Below are 20,867 nucleotides of genomic sequence, written 5' to 3'. Positions count from 1 at the left end.
CAGGACGGTGGGAAAGGTCAGGAGCAGGTTGCGTTGGCGGGAAGGGTCAGGAGCAGGTTGCGTTGCTGGGCTGGGCGGCCGGGCCGTTGGCGGTGAAGCCGACGGCGACCGACGCGCCGGGGGCGAGGTTCTTGGCGTAGTCGGGGCCCTTGGCGGTCCACGTGGTGCCCGACTGGGTGACGACCGCGTTCCAGCCGTTGACCAGCGTCACCCCCGACGGGAACGTCCAGGTGGCGGTCCAGTCGCTGATCGTGCCGGTGCCGGTGTTCTTCACCGTCAGCTCACCCTGGAAGCCGCCCTGCCAGGAGTTCGTCTGCTTGTACGTCACCGTGCACTGCCCGGGAGGGTTGGGCGTGGGCGTATCGGAGGGCTGCCCGGTGCCGCCGGTCGGCGGGATCAGGTACGGCTGGAGGATGGCCTGCTTGGCCTGGTTGACGGTGGTCCAGTCGTCGTTGAGGATGCCCCCTGTGTCACCGGAGTTCGGGTTCCACGACCAGTAGGTGAACGACATCCCGTTCACCCCGGTACCCGTGTACTTCAGGAGCTCCTGCAGCCAGATCTTGTCCACGTTCGCGGCCAGGGTGGTGCCGAACTCGCCGATCATGATCGGCGCGATGTTCTGCTTGTACAGGTAACCCCAGTACTTGTCCCAGATGGCCGGCAGGTTGGCGGGGTAGTCGGGGGCGTCGAACCAGGTCTGGTGGTAGACCGAGGTCGCATAGTCGTGGGGTGAGTAGACCAGGCGGTTGGCCACGTTGAGCCGTACCGGATACTGGCCCGCCTTCGACAGGTTCCCGCCCCACCAGCCGCAGTCCTCGTCGTTGCTGGGATCGCCGTCCCACACGTTGGACAGACCGCCGCTCGGGCAGCTCACGCCCTCCACGAAGATCAGCCAGTTGGGGTTGACCGACAGGACCGCGTTGCCGGCCCGCTCGGCGGCCAGCCGCCAGTCGCGGGCCTGGTCGCCACAGCCCCAGCAGGAGCCGGTCGCGTTGGGGTTGGTGCCCTCGGCGTGCGGCTCGTTGTGCAGGTCGGCGCCGATGACGGTGGGGTTGTTCGCGTAGTGCTGGGCCAGCGCCTTCCAGTCGTTGATCCAGGTGCTCTCCGGCGTGGCGGAGACGTACCAGAGCGCGGACTGGCCCGCGGCGGTCGGGCGGTGGCGGTCGAGGATGATCCGCATGCCCTTGCCGCCCGCGTACGCGATGATCTTGTCCAGGATCTGCAGCGGCGACAGGCCGATCAGGTCGGGGTTGACGTAGTCGTTGATGCCGGTGGCCGTGGCGCCGGACTTGAGCGCGTCGTTGGAGTACGGCACCCGGATCGTGTTGTAGCCCAGCGAGGCCATCTTGTCGAGGTGGCCCTTCCAGGGAGTGCTCGACCACAGGCCGTGGAAGGTCCGATTGTCGGTCTCCATGCCGAACCAGTTGAGGCCGGTCAGGCGCACGGTCGCGCCCGTGCTGTCAACGATCTTGTTGCCGCTGGTGTGCAGGTAGCCGGTGCCCGTACCGGCGGCCGCGCCTGCCGGGGCGACCGTGGTCACCGCGACAGCGACTGCCGCTCCGGCCACCAGCGTGGCCAGGGCGGCCGTCAGCGCCTTGGACAAGTGCATGGGGATGCCTTTCGGAGAGGGAGAACGCGGCGTCATGCTCGGCTGCCGTCTTCACGCTCGTCAACGCACCGTGGGTCCTATGGCTGTGACCAGGCAAAATGCTTGAAAGTTTCACAGGGCAAACTAGCGCTCGGGAGCGGAGAACAACCGGTGGATGCCCGCGGCCACCCTCCGGCCGATCAGGTCGCCAGGAGCTTGACGATCGCGACGACGCCGATGCAGACGATCACGCCGCGCAGGATCGGCGCGGGCAGCCTGCGGCCCAGGCGCGCGCCGAAGAAGCCGCCGATCATCGAGCCCAGCGCCACCAGCAGCACCGCCTGCCAGTCGACCTCCGCGACCAGGATGTACAGGACAGCGGCGGTGAAGTTGACCAGCAGGGCGAGCACGTTCTTGGCCGCGTTGATGCGCTGCAGCTCCTCGTCCAGCATGATGCCCATCAGGCCGATGAGCAGGATGCCCTGGCCCGCGCCGAAATAGCCACCGTACGCGCCGGCGGCGAGCGTGCCCAGCCACAGCCACGGCCCGCCGTGCGCGCGCCCCGGCCGGGCGGACAGCAGGCGGCTCAGCCTGGGCTGAATGATGACCAGCGCGCAGGACAGCGCGATCAGCACGCTCACGATCACGTTGAAGCTGCCCTCGGGCAGGGTGAGCAGCAGCAGCCCGCCGGCCAGCGAGCCGATGACGGAGGCCGGGGCCAGCCTGAGCAGCCGCTCCCGCTGGCCCTTCAGCTCGGCCCGGTAGCCCATGACACCGGACAGGCCGCCGGGGACCAGGCCGATGTTGTTGGAGACGTTCGCCGTGATCGGCGGCAGGCCGACGGCCAGCAGTGTAGGGAACGTGATCAGTGACCCGGAACCGACGACGGTGTTGATCGCCCCGCCCGCGACTCCGGCCGCCAGCACCGCGACCACCTCAAGTGGTGTCATGCTCGGAACTCTAGAGCGCATCTCTCTTTCTAAGACAAATAGGTCCAATATATGAGAATATCCGAATGTGATCTCAGAGGGAGATCACGACCTTGCCAGATGCGTGGCCCAGGGCCGTACAGGCGGGCGGCAGCAACGCACTGAGCAGTTCGGGCATTTACAGTTCGGATCCGAACAGTTAGGGTCCTTATCATGGACGAGCCGAAGAGTACGCGCAGCCGCAGCTTCGAGCTGATGCGCTGGATCGTCTGGGCTCAGCGGAAGGCCGGCGAGGATTGGATCCGGGCCCGCGAGCTCAGCTTCGAGCAGGCCTTCGTACTCGGCTATCTGATCGAGAACCCTGGCGCGATCCAGCGCGACATCGCACAGATGACCCACACGACCGCGTCCAGCGTCTCGGGCCTGTTGCAGGGACTCGAACGCGGCGGCCTGGTCGAGCGCCGCACGGAGCGCGGCGACGAGCGCAGTAAACGCGTCTACGCGACGCCGGTCGGCATCGAGCTCATCGCCGGGCTCGACACCGCGATGGCCGCCGCCGACGAGACGATCCTCGCCCCGTTGGACCAGGACGAGCGGGACACCCTGCACGCCCTGCTCGCGAAGATCACCGCGAGACTGCGGCAACCGACCCGGTCGTAACCGCGGATGCGCGGCCAGGCCGCGCATCCGCAACACGCGCATCCGCAACCCGCTCTGGCGTCCGCCGGCGTGCGCTCCAACCTGCCCAGAAGCTCCAACCTGCCCGAGAGCTCGAACCTGCCTAGAAGCTCCAACCTGCCCGAGAGCTCGAACCTGCCCGAGAGCTCGAACCTGCCCGAAGGAGCAACCATGCACTCTCCCGTCACGATCATCGGCGCCGGTCTCGGCGGCCTCACTCTGGCCCGTGTCCTGCACGTCCACGGCATCCCGGCCACGGTCTACGAGGCGGAGGCCTCACCGACGGCGCGCGCTCAAGGCGGGATGCTCGATATCCACGACTACAACGGGCAACTCGCCCTTGAGGCGGCAGACCTCATGGACGAGTTCCGTGGCCTTGTCCTGGAGGGCCGCCAGGCGATGCGGGTCCTCGGCCGGGACGGGACCGTCCTGTTCGACAAAGCCGACAACGGCACGGGTGGACGCCCCGAGGTGCAGCGCGGCGACCTGCGGCAGACCCTGCTCGACTCGCTCCCCGCCGGTACCGTCCGGTGGGGCCACAAGGTCAGCGGTGCCCGTGCTCTCGGCGAGGGCCGCCACGAAGTGACCTTCGCCGACGGCACCACCATCGTCACGAGCCTGCTGGTCGGTGCGGATGGCGCGTGGTCCCGGGTCCGGCCGCTGCTCTCGACCGCCACGCCCGCGTACACCGGCATGTCGTTCGTCGAGACCTACCTGTTCGACGCCGACACCCGGCACCCCGCCGCCGCGAAAGCGGTCGGCGGCGGGTCGATGGGCGCACCCGCGCCGGGCAAGGCGATCCTGGCTCACCGCGAGAGCGGCGGCACCCTGCACGCCTACGTGGCGCTCACCGAACCGCAGGACTGGTTCGCCGCCATCGACTTCACCGATGCCGCCGCGTCCGGCGCGCGGATCGCGCAGGAGTTCCATGGCTGGGCGCCGGAGCTCACCGCGCTGATCACCGACAGCGACACCGCACCGGTCCTGCGCCCCTTCTACGCCCTGCCGATCGGGCACCAGTGGGATCGGCTGCCGGGAGTGACCCTGCTCGGCGACGCCGCGCACCTCTCGGCCCCGAACGGCGAAGGCGCCAACCTGGCCATGTACGACGGCGCCGAACTCGGCCAGGCCATCGCCGCGCACCCCGACGACATCGAGGCCGCCCTCACCGAGTACGAGCAGGCCATGTTCCTCCGCAGCACCGAAGTCGCCGCCGAGGGGGCCGAGATCTACGAGATGCTCGCCGGAGACAACCCAGCCCACAGGCTGATCAACGTACTCGTCGAAGACGCGCAGACCCCCATGAGTCGCTAGGTCATGCAGGCGATGCAGCCCTGTCAGCGGCACCCCTCGGCGGCCGGCGACCGCAACAGCTCCAGCCGGCGCGGCCAAACCAGCGCCCCGAACGCCGCCGGGCCACGGGGCAGCCGAGCGGCGGGGCGCGTCTGCTTCCGGTGAGCCACCGTGAACAACCGCCAGGCCGAGCAGCAACTCTCCCGGCAGCAAGACCCGATGACCCTCGCCCAACGCCGCGCCCTCTTCCGGTGAGCCACCATGCACGACCGCCAGGCCGAGCAGCAACTCTCCCGGCAGCAAGACCCGATGACCCTCGCCCAACGCCGCGCCCTCTTCCGGTGAGCCACCATGCACGACCGCCAGGCCGAGCAGCAACTCTCCCGATAGCAAGACCCGCTGACCCTCGCCCCCGACCCGATCCGCATCTGGGTCAGCAGACCAGCCCGCCGCGCCACGCCGCGCCTCGGGCTCACGGGCGAACCGCTTGGCCGATCAGACCTGGTCGTCCTCCCCGGTCACCAGCAGCACCGGCCCGTTGATCCGCTCCACCGGAATCGCCGCCGCCGCAACAGCATCGGATCGGAGGCTGCGTTCGTAGATCGGGCGAAGGGGTGCGAGCCGTCGTGAGTGGCGTGGTCATCCGGGACATAAGACAACGGGTGGCCGCCCAGGGGCCAGATCGGCAGCCCCTTCGCCCCTTCGCCCCTTCGCCCCTTCGCCCCTTCGCCCCTTCGCCCCTTCGCCCCTTCGCCCCTTCGCCCCTTCGCCCCTTCGCCCCTTCGCCGGGCAGTATCGCTTACGGTCATGGGCGGCTCGTTGGCACATGGGTGTGGACTGCCCGCGGGAAGTTCACGCATCGTCGGGTGAAGGTGGGAGATCGTCGTCATCGGTTAGGTCTGAGGCGTACTGCCTAGGAGGTGCTGTTTCGTCGGCTTTCACGTACGTCCTTGGTGGCGTTTTGCGGGTGCGCCAGCCCTTGGCTACTCGTTCTATGTAGCCTGCGGCGGCCAGGCCGCCCAGTGCGCTCAGAGCCGTGTCCAGAGAGACTCCGGCCGCTACGGCGATGGAGGCGGGGCCTGCGGCGCCGCGTGTGGGGATGGCGTCGAGGACCCGGCTGGTCGTCTCGCTCAGTGTGTCTCGTGGGACGACCGGGCCGCGAGTTTGGGGGGCTAGGTCATCGCCTATCGAACCGACCAGGTCGATCACTTCCTCGGGCGAGGTGACGCAGACGGCCTTGCGTTCGCGAAGTAGGCGGTGGCAGCCGGCCGACATGGTGGAGGTGATCGGGCCTGGCACGGCCGCCAGGTGGCGTTGCAGTGACAAAGCGTGACCGGCTGTGTTGAGTGCGCCGCTGCGGAGTGCCGCCTCCACTACGACGGTGCCTCGTGACAGGGCGGCGATCAGGCGGTTCCTGATGAGGAAGCGCGCACGGGTGGGGTGTACGCCGGGAGGGCACTCGCTGACTACAACGCCCTGGTCGCGGGCGGCTGCGAACAGTTCGTGATGTCCGGTCGGGTAGCTGACGTCGACGCCGCAGGCCAGGACGACGACCGTCGGGGAGTCGGCGGCCAGACTGCCGCGATGGGCCGCGCCGTCGATCCCGAACGCACCGCCCGAGACCACTGTCCAGCCGGAGTCACTGAATCCCACGGCGAACTGAGCCGCGACGTGCACACCATACGCCGTGGCAGCCCGTGCGCCGACTACGGCGATCGATCGCAGGCAGGAGAAGCGCAGGTCGGCCGAGCCGTGGAGCCACAGGCCGAGCGGGCGGCGCGGTCCGAGTTGATCCAGCTGAGTAGGCCATTCTGGGCTGCCGGGGATGATGAATCTGGCGCCGCTTCGTTCGCCGTTGGCGAGGTCGGCTGCGGGATCGGCGGATTCCAGACGGGCGCGCCAGGCGCGAAGTCGCTGGGTGAGCTCTGTTATGCGGCGCTCTGTGAGGGCTGTGCCGAGTTGCTGGGCGAGGCCTGTGACGTGTTGCTGAGTGGAGTCGGAGATCCGTTGCTGAGGGATGGTCGTTCCGCATTGCCCCCCGGAGTCTGTGGTCTGCCTCTGGGTGGGATTGTCTCTGAGTTGCCAGCTTGGGTCATTTGGCGGACGTTTAGTGAGGTCGGCTGCGATGTGCCGCCATGTTGGGTCCGCGATGTGTTGCTGAGTGGGGTCCGGAAGGTGTTGCCGGGTGGGGTCCGCCAGTTGGTGCTGGGTGGCGTCCGGGAGGTGCCGCCCGTTGGGGTTCGCCAGTTGGGGTTGGGTGGGGTCCGGGAGGTGCTGCCCGTTGAGGTCCGCCAGTCGATATTGGGTGGGGTCCGGGATGTAGTGGTCTTGGGTTTCCTGGGTGATGAAATCGGGCGGGAGGGTCTCCGTGCGTACAGCGTCGATTGCTGCCTCGGCGCCGCAGCAGGCGACGAGGCGACCCATCGTCGGGTCTCCAGCGTCGGCTACGCGCATGAGGGCGGCCCTCGCCTCCACTTCTGCTCTCGTCATCGACGCTCCTGAGGGGTGGGAATGTGGGCTTCGGGTGCGCCGAGCCTCGGTGGTGGCTGCGCGGCGGGTTGAGAGGTCACGTGTTCACCCCCAGCCACAAGGCGAGGGCTGTCGACGTTTCCGCGTCTTCGGGGCGGGGTTTGCCTGCCAAGTCCGTAAGGGTCCACGCGACTCGTAGGACGCGATCGAGGCCGCGCGCGCTGAGGGTGCCCGAGTCGAGGGCGGTCGTCATGCACTTCATGGCGGCATCTGAAGGGCGGTAGTCGGCGTGGAGGGCGGCGGACGGGATTTCGGCGTTCGTGCGCCAGGCTGTGCCGGCCAGGCGTTTGGCGGCTCGATGGCGGGCTGCCAGCACGCGCTCGGCCACGATCTTGCTCGGTTCGACGAACTGGCGGTCGGCCATGAGCTCGCGTCTGGACGTACGGGCGACTGTGACCTTCATGTCTACGCGGTCGAGAAGCGGGCCGGACAGTCTGGCCAGGTAGCGGCGTCTCATCGTGGGTGAGCACTGACAGCTTTCCCCCTGGTCCTGGGGCTGGGCGCAGGGGCAGGGGTTGGCCGCGAGGACGAGCATGAAGCGGGCCGGGAAGGTGACGGAGCCGGCTGATCTGCACACCGTCACGCGACCGGCCTCCAGGGGCTGGCGGAGGGAGTCGAGGATGTGGCGGGGGAATTCGGGGGCTTCGTCCATGAACAAGACTCCCCGGTGGGCGAGGGAGACCGCGCCGGGGCGTATGACGGTGCTGCCGCCGCCGATGATGGCCGCCGCCGTGGCGGTGTGGTGAGGGCTGACGAACGGTGGTCTGCTCAGCATGGGGCTGCTGGCCGGCAGTACGCCTGCCACCGAGTGGATGGCCGTCACCTCAAGAGCGTGGTCCAGCTCCAGGTCGGGGAGGAGTGTGGGCAGGCGTTCGGCGAGCAGAGTCTTGCCTGTGCCGGGCGGGCCGAGCATCCAGAGGTTGTGGCCTCCCGCCGCGCATATCTCGAGTGCTCGGCGGGCGACCGGCTGGCCGGCCACGTCGGACAGGTCGACAGCGGGCTGGATGGTCGGCTGAGGCGACTCTGGAACGTCTTGGATGTGCCACTCGGGCAGGTCGTCTCCCCGTCGTAGCCACTCCACCAGCTGGCGCAGGTCGGTGAACGGCGCCACCTTGACGTCGGGCACCAGCGCCGCTTCCGCCGAGTTCGCGGCCGGGACGACCACCGTGACGTCTCCGTGCTCGGCCGCGCCCAGCACCGACGGGAGAACGCCACGCACGGGTCTCAGGCGTCCGTCGAGGCCGAGTTCGCCGAGGAAGAACGGCTCCGCGACCCGGTCGGCGGGGACCACCCCGGCGGCACCCAGTATGGCCACGGCTATGGCGAGATCGAACTGACTGCCACGCTTGGGGAGGCTTGCGGGGAACAGGCTTACCGTGATGCGGGCGTCTGGCCACGGGAAATGGCTGTTGACCATCGCCGATCTGACCCGTTCTCTGGCCTCGCTGAGTGCCATGTCCGGCAGGCCGATTAGGTGGATTCCCGCCAAGCCGTTGCCCACGTCGGCTTCCACTTCCACGCTGCGGCCTTTGACGCCGACCAGGGCCACGCTGCGGGTCCTCGCCACTGCCATCTCAGATCGCCCCCCGTACGTGCTGGAGGGAGTAGTCGCCGGCGAAACGTTCCAGGGCGATCACGTCGATCCTGACCGTGTCGAAGGCGCGGGGCTGGGTCATGAGCCATTTGGCGGCGAGCATGCGGAGCTTGGCCAGTTTGGCCGGTCGTACCGACTCCAAGGCTGTGCCGTGTGATCGGCTGGATCTGGTCTTGACCTCTACCACGACCAGGTTGGGGCCGTCCTCGGCGATGACGTCGATCTCGCCGTGGCGGCAACGCCAGTTGCGTTCGATGATGGTCATTCCCTCGGCTTCCAGGTAGTTGACGGCGAGTTGCTCGCCGTGTTTGCCGAGGTCGTTCCTCGCGGCCATGTGGCACCTCCGGGCCCTGACTTTCGCGGATCGGGGATGGGAGATTGGGGCCGAGCGAGGTTCTGTGGACAGAGGGGGCTGTGGGTCCGGGGGGTTGTGGATAAGTCGGGGACGGGGTTGGGCAGCTGGCACCGCGCCGGGTGAGGTGCGCTGCCGCCCCGCGTGGCCTCGCCGGATGGCCACTCCAGATGGCCTCGCCGGGTGATCCACCCGCTCTGAGTGAGCCGACCCAGGTGATCCATTCGCCCAGAGCGAATCGGCCCGAGCACCTCACCCGCCCCGAGTGACCTGCATGTGCAGGTGGCCAGTGGCAGTGCGGGGTGACCGGCCTGTCTCGGTGCGGGTGACCCATGGCGGCTACGAGTCGGCAGTGGCAAGTGACTGCGGGCAGTGCGGGCGGCCGGTGCAGGTGCGGGTGCGGGCGGCAGCGCGAGTGCGGGAAGCGCAGGTGGCTTGTGGCGGTGCGGGTGGCTTGTGGCGGTGCGGGTGGCCTGGGGCGGTGCGAGTGCGGGTGGCAGCGCGAGTGCGGGTGCCGGGTGATTGCGGGAAGTGCGGGTGGCTTGTGGCGATGCGGGTGACTGCGGGGGGTGCGGGTGGTCTTTGGCGGTGCGGGTGTTGTGGTGGGGGGCTGCGCTAGTTGGCGTGAGAGGCCGCCGAGATGCGCGACCAACCGTCCGGGTACGTGAATCGGGCGTACGAGTACGCTTGTCCGCCGTTCCGGTCCGGCATTACCGTGCCGCAGTGGATCTCTTCTCACGCTCTTGGACGGCGTTGCGTACGGCGGTCGCCGAAATCTCGGATGAGGACTTCGAGCGGCCGTCCGGTTGTGTCGGCTGGCTCGTTCGAGACTTGGTGTGTCACCTGGTCATCGACGCCCAGGACGTACTGATCACGCTGGTCACGCCCGCCGAAACCGAGCCGACCGTGGACGCGGTCACCTACTGGAACCTTGTCGAACCCCCAATCGGAGAAGATCCGCTCGATGCGCTGATCCCCCGGTTGGCCGCCGCGTATGGGGAGCCGCGGTTGCTCAAGTTCCATCTCGACGACGTCGGTTCCGCGGCTGGTCGTGCTGCCGAACTCGCCGATCCCGCCGTGCGCGTCAGTACCCGCGACGAGGTGCTGACCGTCGGCGACTATCTGTCCGCGTACGTGCTCGAATGGACCTTGCACCACCTCGACCTGATCGCGCATCTACCGTCGGCCGCCGAGCCGCCCACCGAGACCCTCGTGGCGGCGCGCGCGTCGCTGGAGAAGATCGGCGGGACCTCATTTCCCGCCTCGTTCTCCGACAAGGACGCGCTGCTGATCGGCACCGGACGTCGTATGCCGACCGACGCAGAGAAGGTCGCGCTGGGTGATTTCGCCGCTAAGCTCCCGCTTGTCCTCGGTTGAGCCGTTCACTGTGGGCAACGGCCCGTGGCAGGCTCACGGCCCGTGGCGAGCTTACGGACCGTGGCGAGCTTACGGACCATGGCGAGCTTACGGACCATGGCGAGCTTACGGACCATGGGGATCCACGGGCCACCGGGAGACGGGCCATGGAGAGGGCGACGGGTGGCCCGGTAGGCGGCTGTGCTTGGGTCCATGAAGGGCCGGCGGCCGTTGCCGGTGATCGTATGGGGATCCCGCGAGCGGCCATGGGGAAGGGACCCGGGCTGGTGGCCATGTCGTTGCGGTGCCCGGTGGCTGGCTGCGGGTAATCCCCGGCGCACGGCTGTGGATTGGCCCGGTGGATGGGCCGGGACGGCCGGGCAGTCGGTCACGGGCGGGCGAAGACCCGGGGTGTCGGCCCCCTGAGTGAATGAGTGGCCCAGGGGGCGGGGAGCCCAGCGGGTGACCCCGTGACCCCGTGGTCCGGCAACTGGCTACGGATAGGCCTCGGCCAGCGACTGTGGATTGGCCAGGGCGGCCAGGCGGCTGGTCACCCGTTGGCGGGCGGGAACCGGGGCGACTGACCCCGAGGGGGTGTGTGGCCCAGCGGGTGGGCGGCTGAGCAGCTGGGTGGCCATGCTGGCCCATGGGCAACCCTTAGGGCCGAGCCGGACGGTAACCCTTCGAGACGGGCCTGGACGGTGGTCCTTCAGGGCGGGCCTGGACGGGCCTCAGGGCTGCCAAGGGCCCCGGCCATGGGCGTTCCGGCCCCCACAGGCACTGTCCTCCCGTCAGGCAGCCCCCCGCTCCAGCAAGCCGAGCCACCCCGTACGAACATCCTCAAAAAGCGCCTACCCCGAGAACCCCTCCTTCGGCATCTCCAGGTCGGCCTTGGCCAGTTCTTCGACGTTGACGTCCTTGAACGTGACCACCCGCACATTCTTCACAAACCGCGCCGGCCGGTACATATCCCAAACCCAGGCATCCTGCATCTTCACATCGAAGAACACGTCCCCGTTCTCCGCGGTCCGGACGTCGAGGTCTACCGAGTTGGTCAGGTAGAAGCGCCGTTCCGTCTCCACGACATACGTAAACAGCCCGACGACATCGCGGTATTCGCGGTAAAGCTGCAGCTCCATCTCGGTTTCGTACTTTTCGAGATCCTCTGCGCTCATCGCGGTCCTCCTGTCGTACCGGTCTTCCGGTTCGCCTGGTCAGGCAACCCCGGCCCCCATTTCATTTTCCCCCATCTCCCTGGCCACCGTGACGAAGGAGTAACGGTGGTGGGAGCATGGCCCGTTCGTCTCCAGCGCCAGCCGATGTCCTGGGGTGACGTACCCCTTGTGCTCGGCGAAGCCGTAACCCGGGAACTCGGCGTCCAGTTCGATCATCATGCGGTCCCTGGTGACCTTGGCCACGATCGAGGCCGCCGCCACGCAGGCGGCCACCTGGTCCCCCTTCCACACCGCCAGCGAAGGCGCCGGCAGGCCCGGGACGGGGAAGCCGTCCGTGAGGATGTACCCCGGGTCACAGGTCAACCGCGCGACGGCCCGGCGCATTCCGGCCACGTTGCTCTTGTGCAGCCCCCGCGCGTCGATCTCCGCCGGGGGAATGACGACGATCCCGACGTGCGCCGAGTCCATGATCAGCTCATAGAGCCGTTCTCGTACGGCCGGCACCAGCAGTTTCGAGTCGTTGAGACCCTCGATCGGCCTGCGCAGGATGGTCGCGGCGACCACCAGCGGGCCGGCGCAGGCCCCCCGGCCTGCTTCGTCGACACCGGCGATCGGGGTCAGGCCACGGCGGGCCAATGCCCGCTCATAGGCATAGAGTCCGGAATCACGCCGGACAACGCTGGGCCGAGGGCGGAACGCAACTGTCATGACAAGAGGCAGCGTACGCCCCAATCGCCGCAAACCGCGACCGGGAGCCGCCGCTATTTGACCTTGGCGAAGGTGTCAGGGTGCATGAAGATGCTGCCTCGCGACAGCGGCCAGTAGCGCATGATGGCCTTGCCGACCACCGCGTCCTCCGAGATGAACCCGCCCCCGGGCTCCTCGACGTGGCTGCGCGAGTCGGCGGAGGCGCTGCGGTGGTCGCCCATCAGCCACAACTTGCCCGGCGGCACGGTGTACTTGAACGTGTCGCCCGACGGGAAGTCGCCCGGATAGAGGTAGGACTCCTCGTCCAGCGCCGTGCCGTTGACCGTCACCCGCTTCTTGGCGTCGCAGCAGGCCACCTTGTCACCGCCGATGCCGATGACCCGCTTGATGGTGTCCTCGCCGTTCCAGCCCTTGAACACGATGATGTCGCCGCGTTCGGGCTTGCCCGAGAGCTTGTTGACGAACACCCGGTCGTTGATCAGCAGGGTGTTCTCCATCGACTCCGACGGGATGTAGAACGATCCGATGACGTACGCCTGCAACAGCAGCGCGATGCCGACGCCGAGGACCAGCAGCAGGATCGTCTCGCGGAAGCCGCCCTTTTTCTTCTTGTTGTCCCCCGCCGCCGCCTTCTTGGTGAAGGACATCAGGGCCTCCTGCTTCGCCTGCGCCGACGGATCAGCACCAAGGGTAGTGCTCCCGCGAACCCGGCGACCAGCGGCACGGAGCCGCCCATCGCCTGCAATGCCGGCTGCGCGAACGTGTCGGGGATGGGCAGCGTGGTCGCCCTGTTGAACGGCCATACGATGACGAACGCCCGCCCGACCACCTGGCCCACGGGAATCGAGCCGCCGCCCGGGTCACCCTGGTGCGAGCGCGAGTCGAGCGACACCGAGCGGTGATCGCCCATCACCCACAGCCGCCCCTCAGGCACCTTGATGTCGAAGAACTTGTCGGAGGGCACATTGCCCGGATAGAGATAGCTACCCTCGTCGATCGCCACGCCGTTGACCGTGATGCGCCCCTTGGGATCGCAGCACTTGACGTGGTCGCCGCCGACGCCGATGACCCGCTTGATGTAGTCCTTCTCACCGGGCACCACGCCGAACGCGGTGCCGACCCAGCGGAAGAACGCCGCGACCGGGTTGGACGGCTCCTCCATCTCGAACTCGCCGTCCCAGGAGTCGACGCCCGAGAACACCACCACGTCGCCGCGCTCGATGTCACGCGTGTGGTAGACCATCTTGTTCACCAGGACCCGGTCGTTCTTCAGGAGAGTGTTCTCCATCGACTCCGACGGGATGTAGAAGGCCTGGATCACGAACGTCTTGATGATCAGGGCCAACACCAGCGCCACGACGACCAGGACGGGAAGTTCTTTCCAGAACGATCCCTTTTTGTCCTTCTTGCCGCCCTTTGCTGGCTTCTCTGTTTCTTCGGCGACCACGTCCACCTCGTCCTTGACAGGGCGGCGCGACGCGCCGTGCTCCTGGCTCTCGCTAGTCATCGCTGACGAGCCTAGATGATGCGTCGGCTCGACAAGTCTCGACCGACGTTACACCCGCGCCCGAGTCGCTCCACATAAAGGAAATGCCCCTGCAAAGCCGAATGGCCCGCGCAAGACGCGGGCCATTCGGAAAGGTCTGTGTCACTTGGCGGGCACGGCCTCGCGCTTCTCGCGGATCCGGGCGGCCTTGCCGCGCAGATCACGCATGTAGTAAAGCTTGGCGCGACGCACGTCACCACGGGTCACGAGCACGATCTTCTCGATGATCGGGCTGTGCACGGGGAAGGTCCGCTCGACGCCGACGCTGTAGCTGACCTTGCGGACCGTGAAGGTCTCGCGGGCGCCGCTGCCCTGCCTGCGCAGCACGAAGCCCTTGAAGACCTGGACGCGGGAGCGGTTTCCTTCGACGACGCGGACGTGAACCTCGAGCGTGTCACCGGGGCGGAAATCCGGCACGTCGCCGCGCAGGGTCGCCTTCTCGAGCTCCTGGATCTTCGTGTGCATGAGAGCTGTCCTCAAGTCCTCGCGAGCACGCGGAGGTCCACCCGGCCTGAGCTCGCGGCGGACGCGCCTGCTGATTCGATGAACCCGGGACTGTCCCCCGGGCATGGCAGACCAACCACATGATGGTCGGTAGCGCTTCAGTTTGCCATATCTTCCGGCTGGAAGCGAAACGAGAGCTCCTCCAGCAGCCGCCGGTCGTGCTTGTCGAGCGCCTCGGGGTCGAGCGCCGCCGCCAGCTCGGGCCGGTTGGCTACAGTACGGCGCAGCGCCTCGTCACGCCGCCACCGCGCGACCTTGCCGTGATGCCCGGACAGGAGTACGGGCGGCACCTCGTGTCCCCGCCAGACCGGCGGCTTGGTGAAGACGGGGCCTTCGACGAGGTTGCGCATGGCCCCCGGCGCGAAGGAGTCGTCGACGGCCGAGTGGGCGTTGCCGAGCACGCCGGGCAGCAGCCTGCCGATGGCCTCCACCATCACCAGCGTCGCGACCTCGCCGCCGGCCAGCACGTAGTCGCCGATGCTGATCTCGTCGACGCGCAGGCGCGTGCCGTATTCGGCCATGACACGCGAGTCGATGCCCTCGTAGCGCCCGCACGCGAACAGCAGCCAGGGCTCGTCCGCGAGCTCCTGGGCTAGCTCCTGGGTGAACGGCCGCCCGCTCGGCGTGGGCACGATCAGACGCGGCAAGCCGCCCCCAGCGACCGCAGCCGGCGAGCCGCCGGCGATCACCGCGTCGATGGCCTCGCCCCACACCTCGGGCTTCATGACCATGCCGGGTCCGCCGCCGTAGGGCGTGTCGTCCACGGTCTTGTGCACGTCGTGCGCCCAGTCGCGGAGCTGGTGCACCCGGACGTCGAGGGTGCCGCGCTCGCGGGCCTTGCCGATGAGGGAGACGTCGAGCGGCGCGAAGTATTCGGGGAAGATCGAGACGACGTCGAGCCGCATCACAGCAGCCCTTCGGGCGGGTCGACGACGAGCCGGCCGCCGTCGAGATCGACCTCGGGCACCAGGGCCTTGACGAACGGGATGAGCGCGTCGTCCTGGCCGCTCCGCCGTACGACCAGGAGGTCCTGACCGTGATGGAGCACGTCGGTGACCTCGCCGACGGCCTCCCCGGAGACGGTCACGACCGCGAGCCCGATGAGCTGGTGATCGTGGAACTCGTCGGGGTCGTCGGAGGGCGTCACCTCGTCGGAGTCGATGACCAGCATCGTGCCGCGCAGTTCCTCGGCCGTGTCGCGTTGGGTCACCCCGGCGAAAGTGATCAGCAGCGCGCCCTTGTGCCAGCGGCGGCTCTCGATGACCAGCGGCCCCCTGTCGGCGGGATCGGTGGCGACGGCCGCGCCGACGGCGAAGCGAAGCTCGGGATCGTCGGTGCGCACCTCCACGGTCACGTCGCCGCGTACTCCGTGCGGGCGGCCTATCCGGCCGACGACCAACTGCACGTGAACTCCCACCTTTTCTAACGCAAGCGCCCCCATCGGCAAGAAACCGATGAGGGCGCAGGAACCTGACGCTAACGGACGGCTTCGTCCAGGTCGAGCAGATCGACCCGGACGTACTTCCCGTCGGCCAGGGCATTCACGACAGTGCGCAGCGCCTTGGCGGTGCGCCCACCGCGACCGATGACCTTACCCAGGTCCTCGGGGTGCACCCGGACCTCCAGGACGCGCCCGCTGCGAATGCGGCGTGCGCGGACCCGGACATCGTCTGGATGTTCGACGATGCCCTTAACGAGGTGCTCGAGAGCCTCCTCGAGCACTTCAGGCCTCGCCCTCGGTCTTGGTCTCGGCGGGAGCGGCGGGGGCGGCCTCGACGGGAGCGGCCTCGGCCGTCTCCTCCTTCTTGCGAGCCTTCTTCGGCGTGGTGGCGGCCGTGCCGGTGTCGCCACCGGACAGGGTCTCCTTGGCCGCGGCCTCGTAGAGGGCGTGACGGTCGGGCGCCGGCTCGGCGACCTTCATCGGCGCAGGGGCGGCCTCGCCCTTGAACTTCTGCCAGTCACCGGTCAGCTTGAGCAGCTTGAGCACCGGCTCGGTCGGCTGCGCGCCGACACCGAGCCAGTAGGCCGCGCGCTCGGCGTTGACCTCGATGCGCGAAGGGTCTTCCTTCGGGTGGTACAGACCGATCTCTTCGATCGCCCGGCCGTCACGCTTGGTGCGGCTGTCGGCGACGACGATGCGGTACTGAGGGCTACGGATCATGCCGAGCCGCTTGAGCTTGATCTTGACTGCCACTGGTGTGGTCTCTCCTGCATTCGAGCGTGGGTGAACGGCATCACATCGAGTGGGGCACGATGGGAGTCCGCTCCAGGGACAGGCATGACCGGCGGGAGATGAGAGGGCACCCACCTGGCCACGATGTTCCAACATGTCATTGTGCCAGACGCACAGGACTGCGCACGACCCGCAGGCGCGGGTCGCCGCACTCGTAAACCCGGAATATCCAGAAAAGTTGCTACTTCTGGCCCGGGAGATTGAACTTGCTGGGGTCGAAGCCCGGCGGCAGCTCCATGCCCGGAGGCAGCTTCCCGCCCAGGTTGCCCAGCAGACCACCCTTGGCCGGCTGCTGCGGCTCGGCCGGAGCCGAGTCGCCCTTGCCCAGAGCGGCCTTGCGCGGGTCGCCGCTCACGCGCCGCCCCTTCTTGGTCTTCTTCTGGGCCTTGGCCGCCTTGCCCCGGCCGCCCGGCATGCCGGGGATGCCCATGCCCCCCGCCATCTTCTTCATCATCTTCTGGGCGTCGAAGAACCGCGTCACCAGGTTGTTGACGGCGCTCACCGTCACACCGGAGCCGGCGGCGATGCGGGCCCGGCGGGAGCCGTTGATGATCTTCGGGTCCTGGCGCTCGCCCGGCGTCATCGAGCGGATGATGGCCGCGATGCGGTCGAGGTCGCGGTCGTCGATGGAGTTGAGCTGGTCGCGCATCTGCCCCATGCCGGGCATCATGCCGAGCAGGTTCTTGATCGGGCCCATCTTCTGGACCATCATCATCTGCTCGAGGAAGTCCTCGAGCGTGAAGTTCTCGCCCGAGGTGAGCTTGCCCGCCATCTTGGCGGCCTGCTCCTCGTCGAAGGTCTTCTGGGCCTGCTCGATCAGGGTGAGGATGTCACCCATGTCGAGGATGCGGGAGGCCATCCGGTCGGGGTGGAAGGCGTCGAAGTCCTCGAGCTTCTCACCGGTCGAGGCGAACATGATCGGCCGGCCGGTGATGTGCCTGACCGACAGCGCGGCACCGCCGCGGGCGTCGCCGTCGAGCTTGGTGAGCACCACCCCGTCGAAGCCGACGCCCTCCATGAACGCCTGGGCCGTGGTCACGGCGTCCTGGCCGATCATGGCGTCGACCACGAACAGGACCTCGTCGGGCGAGACCGCGTCGCGGATGTCGGCGGCCTGCCGCATCATCTCCTGGTCGATGCCCAGACGGCCGGCGGTGTCGATGATGACGACGTCGTGCTGCGCGCGCTTGGCCTCGTCGATCGACCGGCGGGCGACCCCGATCGGGTCGCCGACGCCGCTGCCGGGCTCGGGCGCGTAGACGGCCACCTGCGCGCGCTCGCCCACGACCTGGAGCTGCTGCACGGCGTTGGGGCGCTGGAGGTCCGCGGCGACGAGCATGGGCGCGTGGCCCTGCTCGCGCAGCCACTTGGCGAGCTTGCCCGCCAGGGTGGTCTTACCGGCGCCCTGCAGGCCCGCGAGCATGATGACGGTCGGCGGCGTCTTGGCGTAGCGGAGCCGGCGCGTCTCGCCGCCAAGGATCTCGATCAGCTCGTCGTTGACGATCTTGACGACCTGCTGCGCCGGGTTGAGCGCCTGGGAGACCTCGATGCCGCGGGCGCGCTCCTTGACCTGGGCGACGAACGCCTTGACCACCGGCAGCGCGACATCGGCCTCGAGCAGCGCGATGCGGATCTCGCGGGTGGTGGCGTCGATGTCGGCCTCAGACAGCCGACCCTTGGAGCGGAGGGAGGAGAAGACCGATGTCAGCCGGTCGGAAAGCGTCTCGAACACGTGGTAGGCCAGTCCTCGAAGCGAATGTTGGTCTAATGGTTCAGCCTATCCGCTCCGGCAGCCCTTCCAGCCTGGCTCGGCCATCCGGTCTGTCAGCATGCCCCAGACGGCGACATCCCGGACGGCGGCCTGCCAGGTAGCAGGCGAGGTCAGCTACCGCTCCAGCCCGGCACCGCCATCCGGACCGTCAGCGCGTGTTCGACCAGGTTGATGAGCGCGCTCTTGACCGAGTCCTTCGACCGGGCGTCCAGTCGCACCAGCGGGATGTGCGGCGCCAGTGTGAGAGCGTCGCGCACCTCCGCGTCGCTGTGCGGGTATGACCCATCCCACCCGTTCACGCCCACGACGAACGGCAGCTGCGCCTCTTCGAAGTAGTCGATCGCGGGGAAGCTGTCGGCCAGCCGCCGCGTGTCCACCAGCACCACCGCGCCGATCGCACCACGCACCAGGTCATCCCACATGAACCAGAACCGGTGCTGTCCGGGCGTGCCGAACAGGTAGAGGATCAGGTCACGGTCGAGCGAGACCCGGCCGAAGTCCATCGCCACGGTCGTGGTGGACTTCAGCGGCGTCATACCGAGGTCGTCGATGCCCGCCGAAGCGTCCGTCATGACGGCCTCGGTCGTCAGCGGCATGATCTCCGACACCGCGCCGACGAACGTCGTCTTGCCCACCCCGAACCCTCCGGCCACCACGATCTTCGTCGAGGTGAGGCCGGGGCTAGAGCCTGCGAAGTCCACTGAGCACCCTTTCGAGCAGGTTTACGTCTGGCCGTCCGGACTCCAGCGCTGGCTGGTGTACGCGTACCAGACCTTCGGCCGCCATGTCGGCGATCAGCACGCGCACCACGCCGAGCGGGATCCGCAACAGGGCCGACACCTCGGCCACCGACCGGACCTGCCGGCAGAGCTGGCTGATCGCCTGATACTCCGGCGTGATGTGGGAGAACTCCCGGTGCTCGGCCGTCGCGGACGAGACCAGGGCCTCCATCGCCAGCTTGACCCGGGGCGCGGTCCGTCCTCCCGTCACGGCGTAAGGACGGACCGGCGACGCGGGATCTGAGCTCAGCTGCGGCTGGGGTTGCGGATGGGGATCCCAGCCACCGCTGTTCCACCTTGGGTCCGTCACCTACATCACCTGGTCTGGCTGGCGCGCAGCTCGGCGCGCACCGCCGGAGTAAGTACCTGACCGGCACGATCGACCATAAGCGTCATTTGGTACGCGACAAGGCCCATGTCGCAGTCGGGCGCCGCCAGCACGGCCAGGCAGGAGCCGTCGCTGATCGACATGATCAGCATCAGCCCGCGTTGCATCTCGACGATGGTCTGGTTGACCGCGCCGCCCTCGAAGACCCTGGCCGCTCCCTGCGTCAGGCTCACCAGGCCGGACGCGATCGCGGCCAGTTGATCAGCCCGGTCCACGGGGAAGCCCGACGATGCCGCCAGCGGCAGACCGTCGGACGAGACAACGACCGCGTGGGCGACACCTGGAACGGTACTGACGAAGTCGGTTATCAACCAGTCGACTCCGCGTGCCGCGTGGCTCAGGTCGTTCATACGCCCTCCTCCCTGCTATCAACGGGCCTCGAGCCGGCGGGGTACGCCTTGCCCTCGCTGATGTCGTCACGTGCCGCGCGGAAGCCCTGCTGGAAGCTGGACAGGCGGCTGCGGACACGATCGGGCGAGACAGAGGGCATCGGGGCGACCCCCTTCGGCGCCGAGGCGGTGTCGGCGGAACCCGGCACGAGGTTGGCCTTGGGCACCCGCTTGGGCAGCCCGGCGGCCGTCGAGCCGTCACGTACCGGCTCGACCGCGGCCGCCGCGGCGTTCCAACCGGCATCCGCCTTGGAGGAACCCCAGTTCGCGCCGCTTTCACCACCGTGCTCGAACCAGGCCGACTCCACCGAAGCGAAGATCGGCAGGTACTCGTCACCCGACGAGGGCGGGTTGACCACCGGGATGGGGCCGGTCGCGGCCGACTCCGTCTCCGGGAAGTCGTACCTCGGCCTGGGCGGCAGGCTCTGCTCCACCGGCCGGTTGCCGAAGCTCCAGTCCTGTGGCGGCTGGAACGGCGGCTGGTCGCCGGTGGGCCGCTTGGGCAGGCCGTTGTCGCCGCCCCAGCCGCCACCGCCGCCACCACCCTGGCCTCGCGACGGCACCCAGACGTCGGCGGTGTCGTAACCGCCGCTGCTGGCGCGCGGGTCGGAGGGCCAGCCGTTGACGTCGGACGGCCACTGAGGCATGGACGGCCAGGCGCCCGCGCCCGCACCGGCGGGCTCCGGGTTGGACGGGTAGGACGGGTGTCCCGGGCCCATCTGATAGCCGCCGCCCTGCCACTGCGGAGGCGCGGGGGGCGCGGCCGTGGGAGCGGGAGCCGCGTAGGTCTCCTCGCGCACGGGCATGCCGCCCTGCGTCCCGGCGTAGGCCGGGGACTGGCTGCCGAGCAGGCTCTCGGGCACCAGCACCATGGCGGTCAGACCGCCGGAGCCGTGCGGGCGCAGCTGTACGCGGACGCCGTGGCGGTGCGCCAGTCGGGCGACCACGAACAGGCCCATGCGGCGCGACACCGAGACGTCCACGATGGGCGCGTCGGTGAGGCGGTCGTTGGCCGCGGCCAGTTCGTCCTGGGTCATGCCGATGCCGGAGTCGGT

General features: G+C 68.5%; 22 protein-coding genes. 3 read left to right on the top strand and 19 right to left on the bottom strand.

Going from position 1 to position 20,867, the window contains the following annotated elements; translation table 11 throughout:
* Positions 1-46: 46 nt before the first annotated feature.
* A complete protein-coding gene (locus AB0J16_RS50865) occupies positions 47-1,609 on the bottom strand; it encodes a cellulase family glycosylhydrolase (RefSeq protein ID WP_358553750.1) in 1,563 nt (520 codons plus the stop codon).
* 179 nt (positions 1,610-1,788) lie between these two features.
* Positions 1,789-2,538, bottom strand: a complete 750-nt coding sequence (locus tag AB0J16_RS50860) for a sulfite exporter TauE/SafE family protein (RefSeq protein WP_358553748.1) — start codon at positions 2,536-2,538, stop codon at positions 1,789-1,791.
* Between the two features lie 192 nt (positions 2,539-2,730).
* Here AB0J16_RS50860 and AB0J16_RS50855 point away from each other — a divergent pair, with 192 nt between their 5' ends.
* On the top strand, positions 2,731-3,177 hold the full coding sequence (locus AB0J16_RS50855) for a MarR family transcriptional regulator (protein ID WP_358553746.1): 447 nt from the start codon (positions 2,731-2,733) through the stop codon (positions 3,175-3,177).
* 189 nt (positions 3,178-3,366) lie between these two features.
* Entirely contained in the window at positions 3,367-4,509 is a 1,143-nt protein-coding gene (locus tag AB0J16_RS50850; protein ID WP_358553744.1) for an NAD(P)/FAD-dependent oxidoreductase, read from the top strand.
* An 831-nt stretch (positions 4,510-5,340) separates the two neighbouring features.
* Here the strand turns inward: AB0J16_RS50850 and dprA are convergent.
* The 3 genes from dprA to AB0J16_RS50835 all read right to left on the bottom strand — a co-directional run bounded on the left by dprA (position 5,341) and on the right by AB0J16_RS50835 (position 8,945).
* The gene (gene dprA / locus AB0J16_RS50845) at positions 5,341-6,912 is read right to left on the bottom strand and encodes a DNA-processing protein DprA (protein ID WP_358553742.1); all 1,572 of its coding nucleotides are present in this window, start codon (positions 6,910-6,912) and stop codon (positions 5,341-5,343) included.
* A 142-nt stretch (positions 6,913-7,054) separates the two neighbouring features.
* The gene (locus AB0J16_RS50840; protein ID WP_358553740.1) at positions 7,055-8,590 is read right to left on the bottom strand and encodes a YifB family Mg chelatase-like AAA ATPase; all 1,536 of its coding nucleotides are present in this window, start codon (positions 8,588-8,590) and stop codon (positions 7,055-7,057) included.
* Position 8,591: 1 nt separating this feature from the next.
* Positions 8,592-8,945, bottom strand: a complete 354-nt coding sequence (locus tag AB0J16_RS50835; protein ID WP_357942951.1) for a YraN family protein — start codon at positions 8,943-8,945, stop codon at positions 8,592-8,594.
* Between the two features lie 741 nt (positions 8,946-9,686).
* On the opposite strand from AB0J16_RS50835, the gene AB0J16_RS50830 reads away from it, so the two are divergent.
* Complete coding sequence (locus AB0J16_RS50830; protein WP_358553895.1) at positions 9,687-10,340, top strand: maleylpyruvate isomerase N-terminal domain-containing protein; 654 nt, start codon at positions 9,687-9,689, stop codon at positions 10,338-10,340.
* 830 nt (positions 10,341-11,170) lie between these two features.
* Here AB0J16_RS50830 and AB0J16_RS50825 read toward each other — a convergent pair.
* From AB0J16_RS50825 to AB0J16_RS50760, 14 genes are all read right to left on the bottom strand, one after another.
* Entirely contained in the window at positions 11,171-11,494 is a 324-nt protein-coding gene (locus AB0J16_RS50825; protein WP_026215037.1) for a DUF2469 domain-containing protein, read from the bottom strand.
* Positions 11,495-11,533: 39 nt separating this feature from the next.
* A complete protein-coding gene (locus tag AB0J16_RS50820; RefSeq protein ID WP_358553738.1) occupies positions 11,534-12,202 on the bottom strand; it encodes a ribonuclease HII in 669 nt (222 codons plus the stop codon).
* Positions 12,203-12,255: 53 nt separating this feature from the next.
* Complete coding sequence (gene lepB, locus AB0J16_RS50815; RefSeq protein WP_358553736.1) at positions 12,256-12,849, bottom strand: signal peptidase I; 594 nt, start codon at positions 12,847-12,849, stop codon at positions 12,256-12,258.
* Positions 12,849-13,709 carry a signal peptidase I gene (gene lepB / locus AB0J16_RS50810; protein ID WP_358553734.1) on the bottom strand — a complete coding sequence of 287 codons (861 nt, stop codon included), beginning with the start codon at positions 13,707-13,709 and terminating at the stop codon, positions 12,849-12,851. The genes lepB (AB0J16_RS50815) and lepB (AB0J16_RS50810) overlap by 1 nt, the downstream gene beginning before the upstream one ends.
* A gap of 141 nt (positions 13,710-13,850) precedes the next feature.
* The gene (rplS, locus tag AB0J16_RS50805; RefSeq protein WP_214641562.1) at positions 13,851-14,213 is read right to left on the bottom strand and encodes a 50S ribosomal protein L19; all 363 of its coding nucleotides are present in this window, start codon (positions 14,211-14,213) and stop codon (positions 13,851-13,853) included.
* A 137-nt stretch (positions 14,214-14,350) separates the two neighbouring features.
* Positions 14,351-15,157 (bottom strand): tRNA (guanosine(37)-N1)-methyltransferase TrmD, encoded by an 807-nt coding sequence (gene trmD / locus AB0J16_RS50800; RefSeq protein ID WP_358553732.1) that lies wholly within the window; start codon positions 15,155-15,157, stop codon positions 14,351-14,353.
* Positions 15,157-15,657 (bottom strand): ribosome maturation factor RimM, encoded by a 501-nt coding sequence (gene rimM / locus AB0J16_RS50795; RefSeq protein WP_358553730.1) that lies wholly within the window; start codon positions 15,655-15,657, stop codon positions 15,157-15,159. The genes trmD and rimM overlap by 1 nt, the downstream gene beginning before the upstream one ends.
* Positions 15,658-15,728: 71 nt before the next feature.
* On the bottom strand, positions 15,729-15,974 hold the full coding sequence (locus AB0J16_RS50790) for an RNA-binding protein (RefSeq protein WP_020546537.1): 246 nt from the start codon (positions 15,972-15,974) through the stop codon (positions 15,729-15,731).
* 1 nt (position 15,975) lies between these two features.
* Positions 15,976-16,446, bottom strand: a complete 471-nt coding sequence (gene rpsP, locus AB0J16_RS50785) for a 30S ribosomal protein S16 (RefSeq protein WP_358553728.1) — start codon at positions 16,444-16,446, stop codon at positions 15,976-15,978.
* Positions 16,447-16,666: 220 nt separating this feature from the next.
* Positions 16,667-18,217 (bottom strand): signal recognition particle protein, encoded by a 1,551-nt coding sequence (gene ffh, locus AB0J16_RS50780; RefSeq protein ID WP_225290502.1) that lies wholly within the window; start codon positions 18,215-18,217, stop codon positions 16,667-16,669.
* Between the two features lie 149 nt (positions 18,218-18,366).
* Complete coding sequence (locus AB0J16_RS50775; RefSeq protein ID WP_214641567.1) at positions 18,367-18,957, bottom strand: ATP/GTP-binding protein; 591 nt, start codon at positions 18,955-18,957, stop codon at positions 18,367-18,369.
* Positions 18,938-19,285, bottom strand: a complete 348-nt coding sequence (locus AB0J16_RS50770) for a DUF742 domain-containing protein (protein WP_214641717.1) — start codon at positions 19,283-19,285, stop codon at positions 18,938-18,940. The genes AB0J16_RS50775 and AB0J16_RS50770 overlap by 20 nt, the downstream gene beginning before the upstream one ends.
* A gap of 65 nt (positions 19,286-19,350) precedes the next feature.
* Positions 19,351-19,773: a roadblock/LC7 domain-containing protein gene (locus tag AB0J16_RS50765; protein WP_214641568.1), complete on the bottom strand. Its 423-nt coding sequence runs from the start codon at positions 19,771-19,773 to the stop codon at positions 19,351-19,353.
* Positions 19,770-20,867, bottom strand: a 1,098-nt coding sequence (locus AB0J16_RS50760; protein ID WP_358553725.1) for an ATP-binding protein, incomplete at its 5' end; no start/stop codon positions are given. The genes AB0J16_RS50760 and AB0J16_RS50765, both read right to left, overlap by 4 nt.

It is taken from the genome of Nonomuraea sp. NPDC049750 (assembly GCF_040659625.1).
In the GTDB taxonomy this organism is placed as follows: Bacteria; Actinomycetota; Actinomycetes; order Streptosporangiales; family Streptosporangiaceae; genus Nonomuraea.
This window is presented reverse-complemented; position numbering and strand designations above follow the sequence as displayed.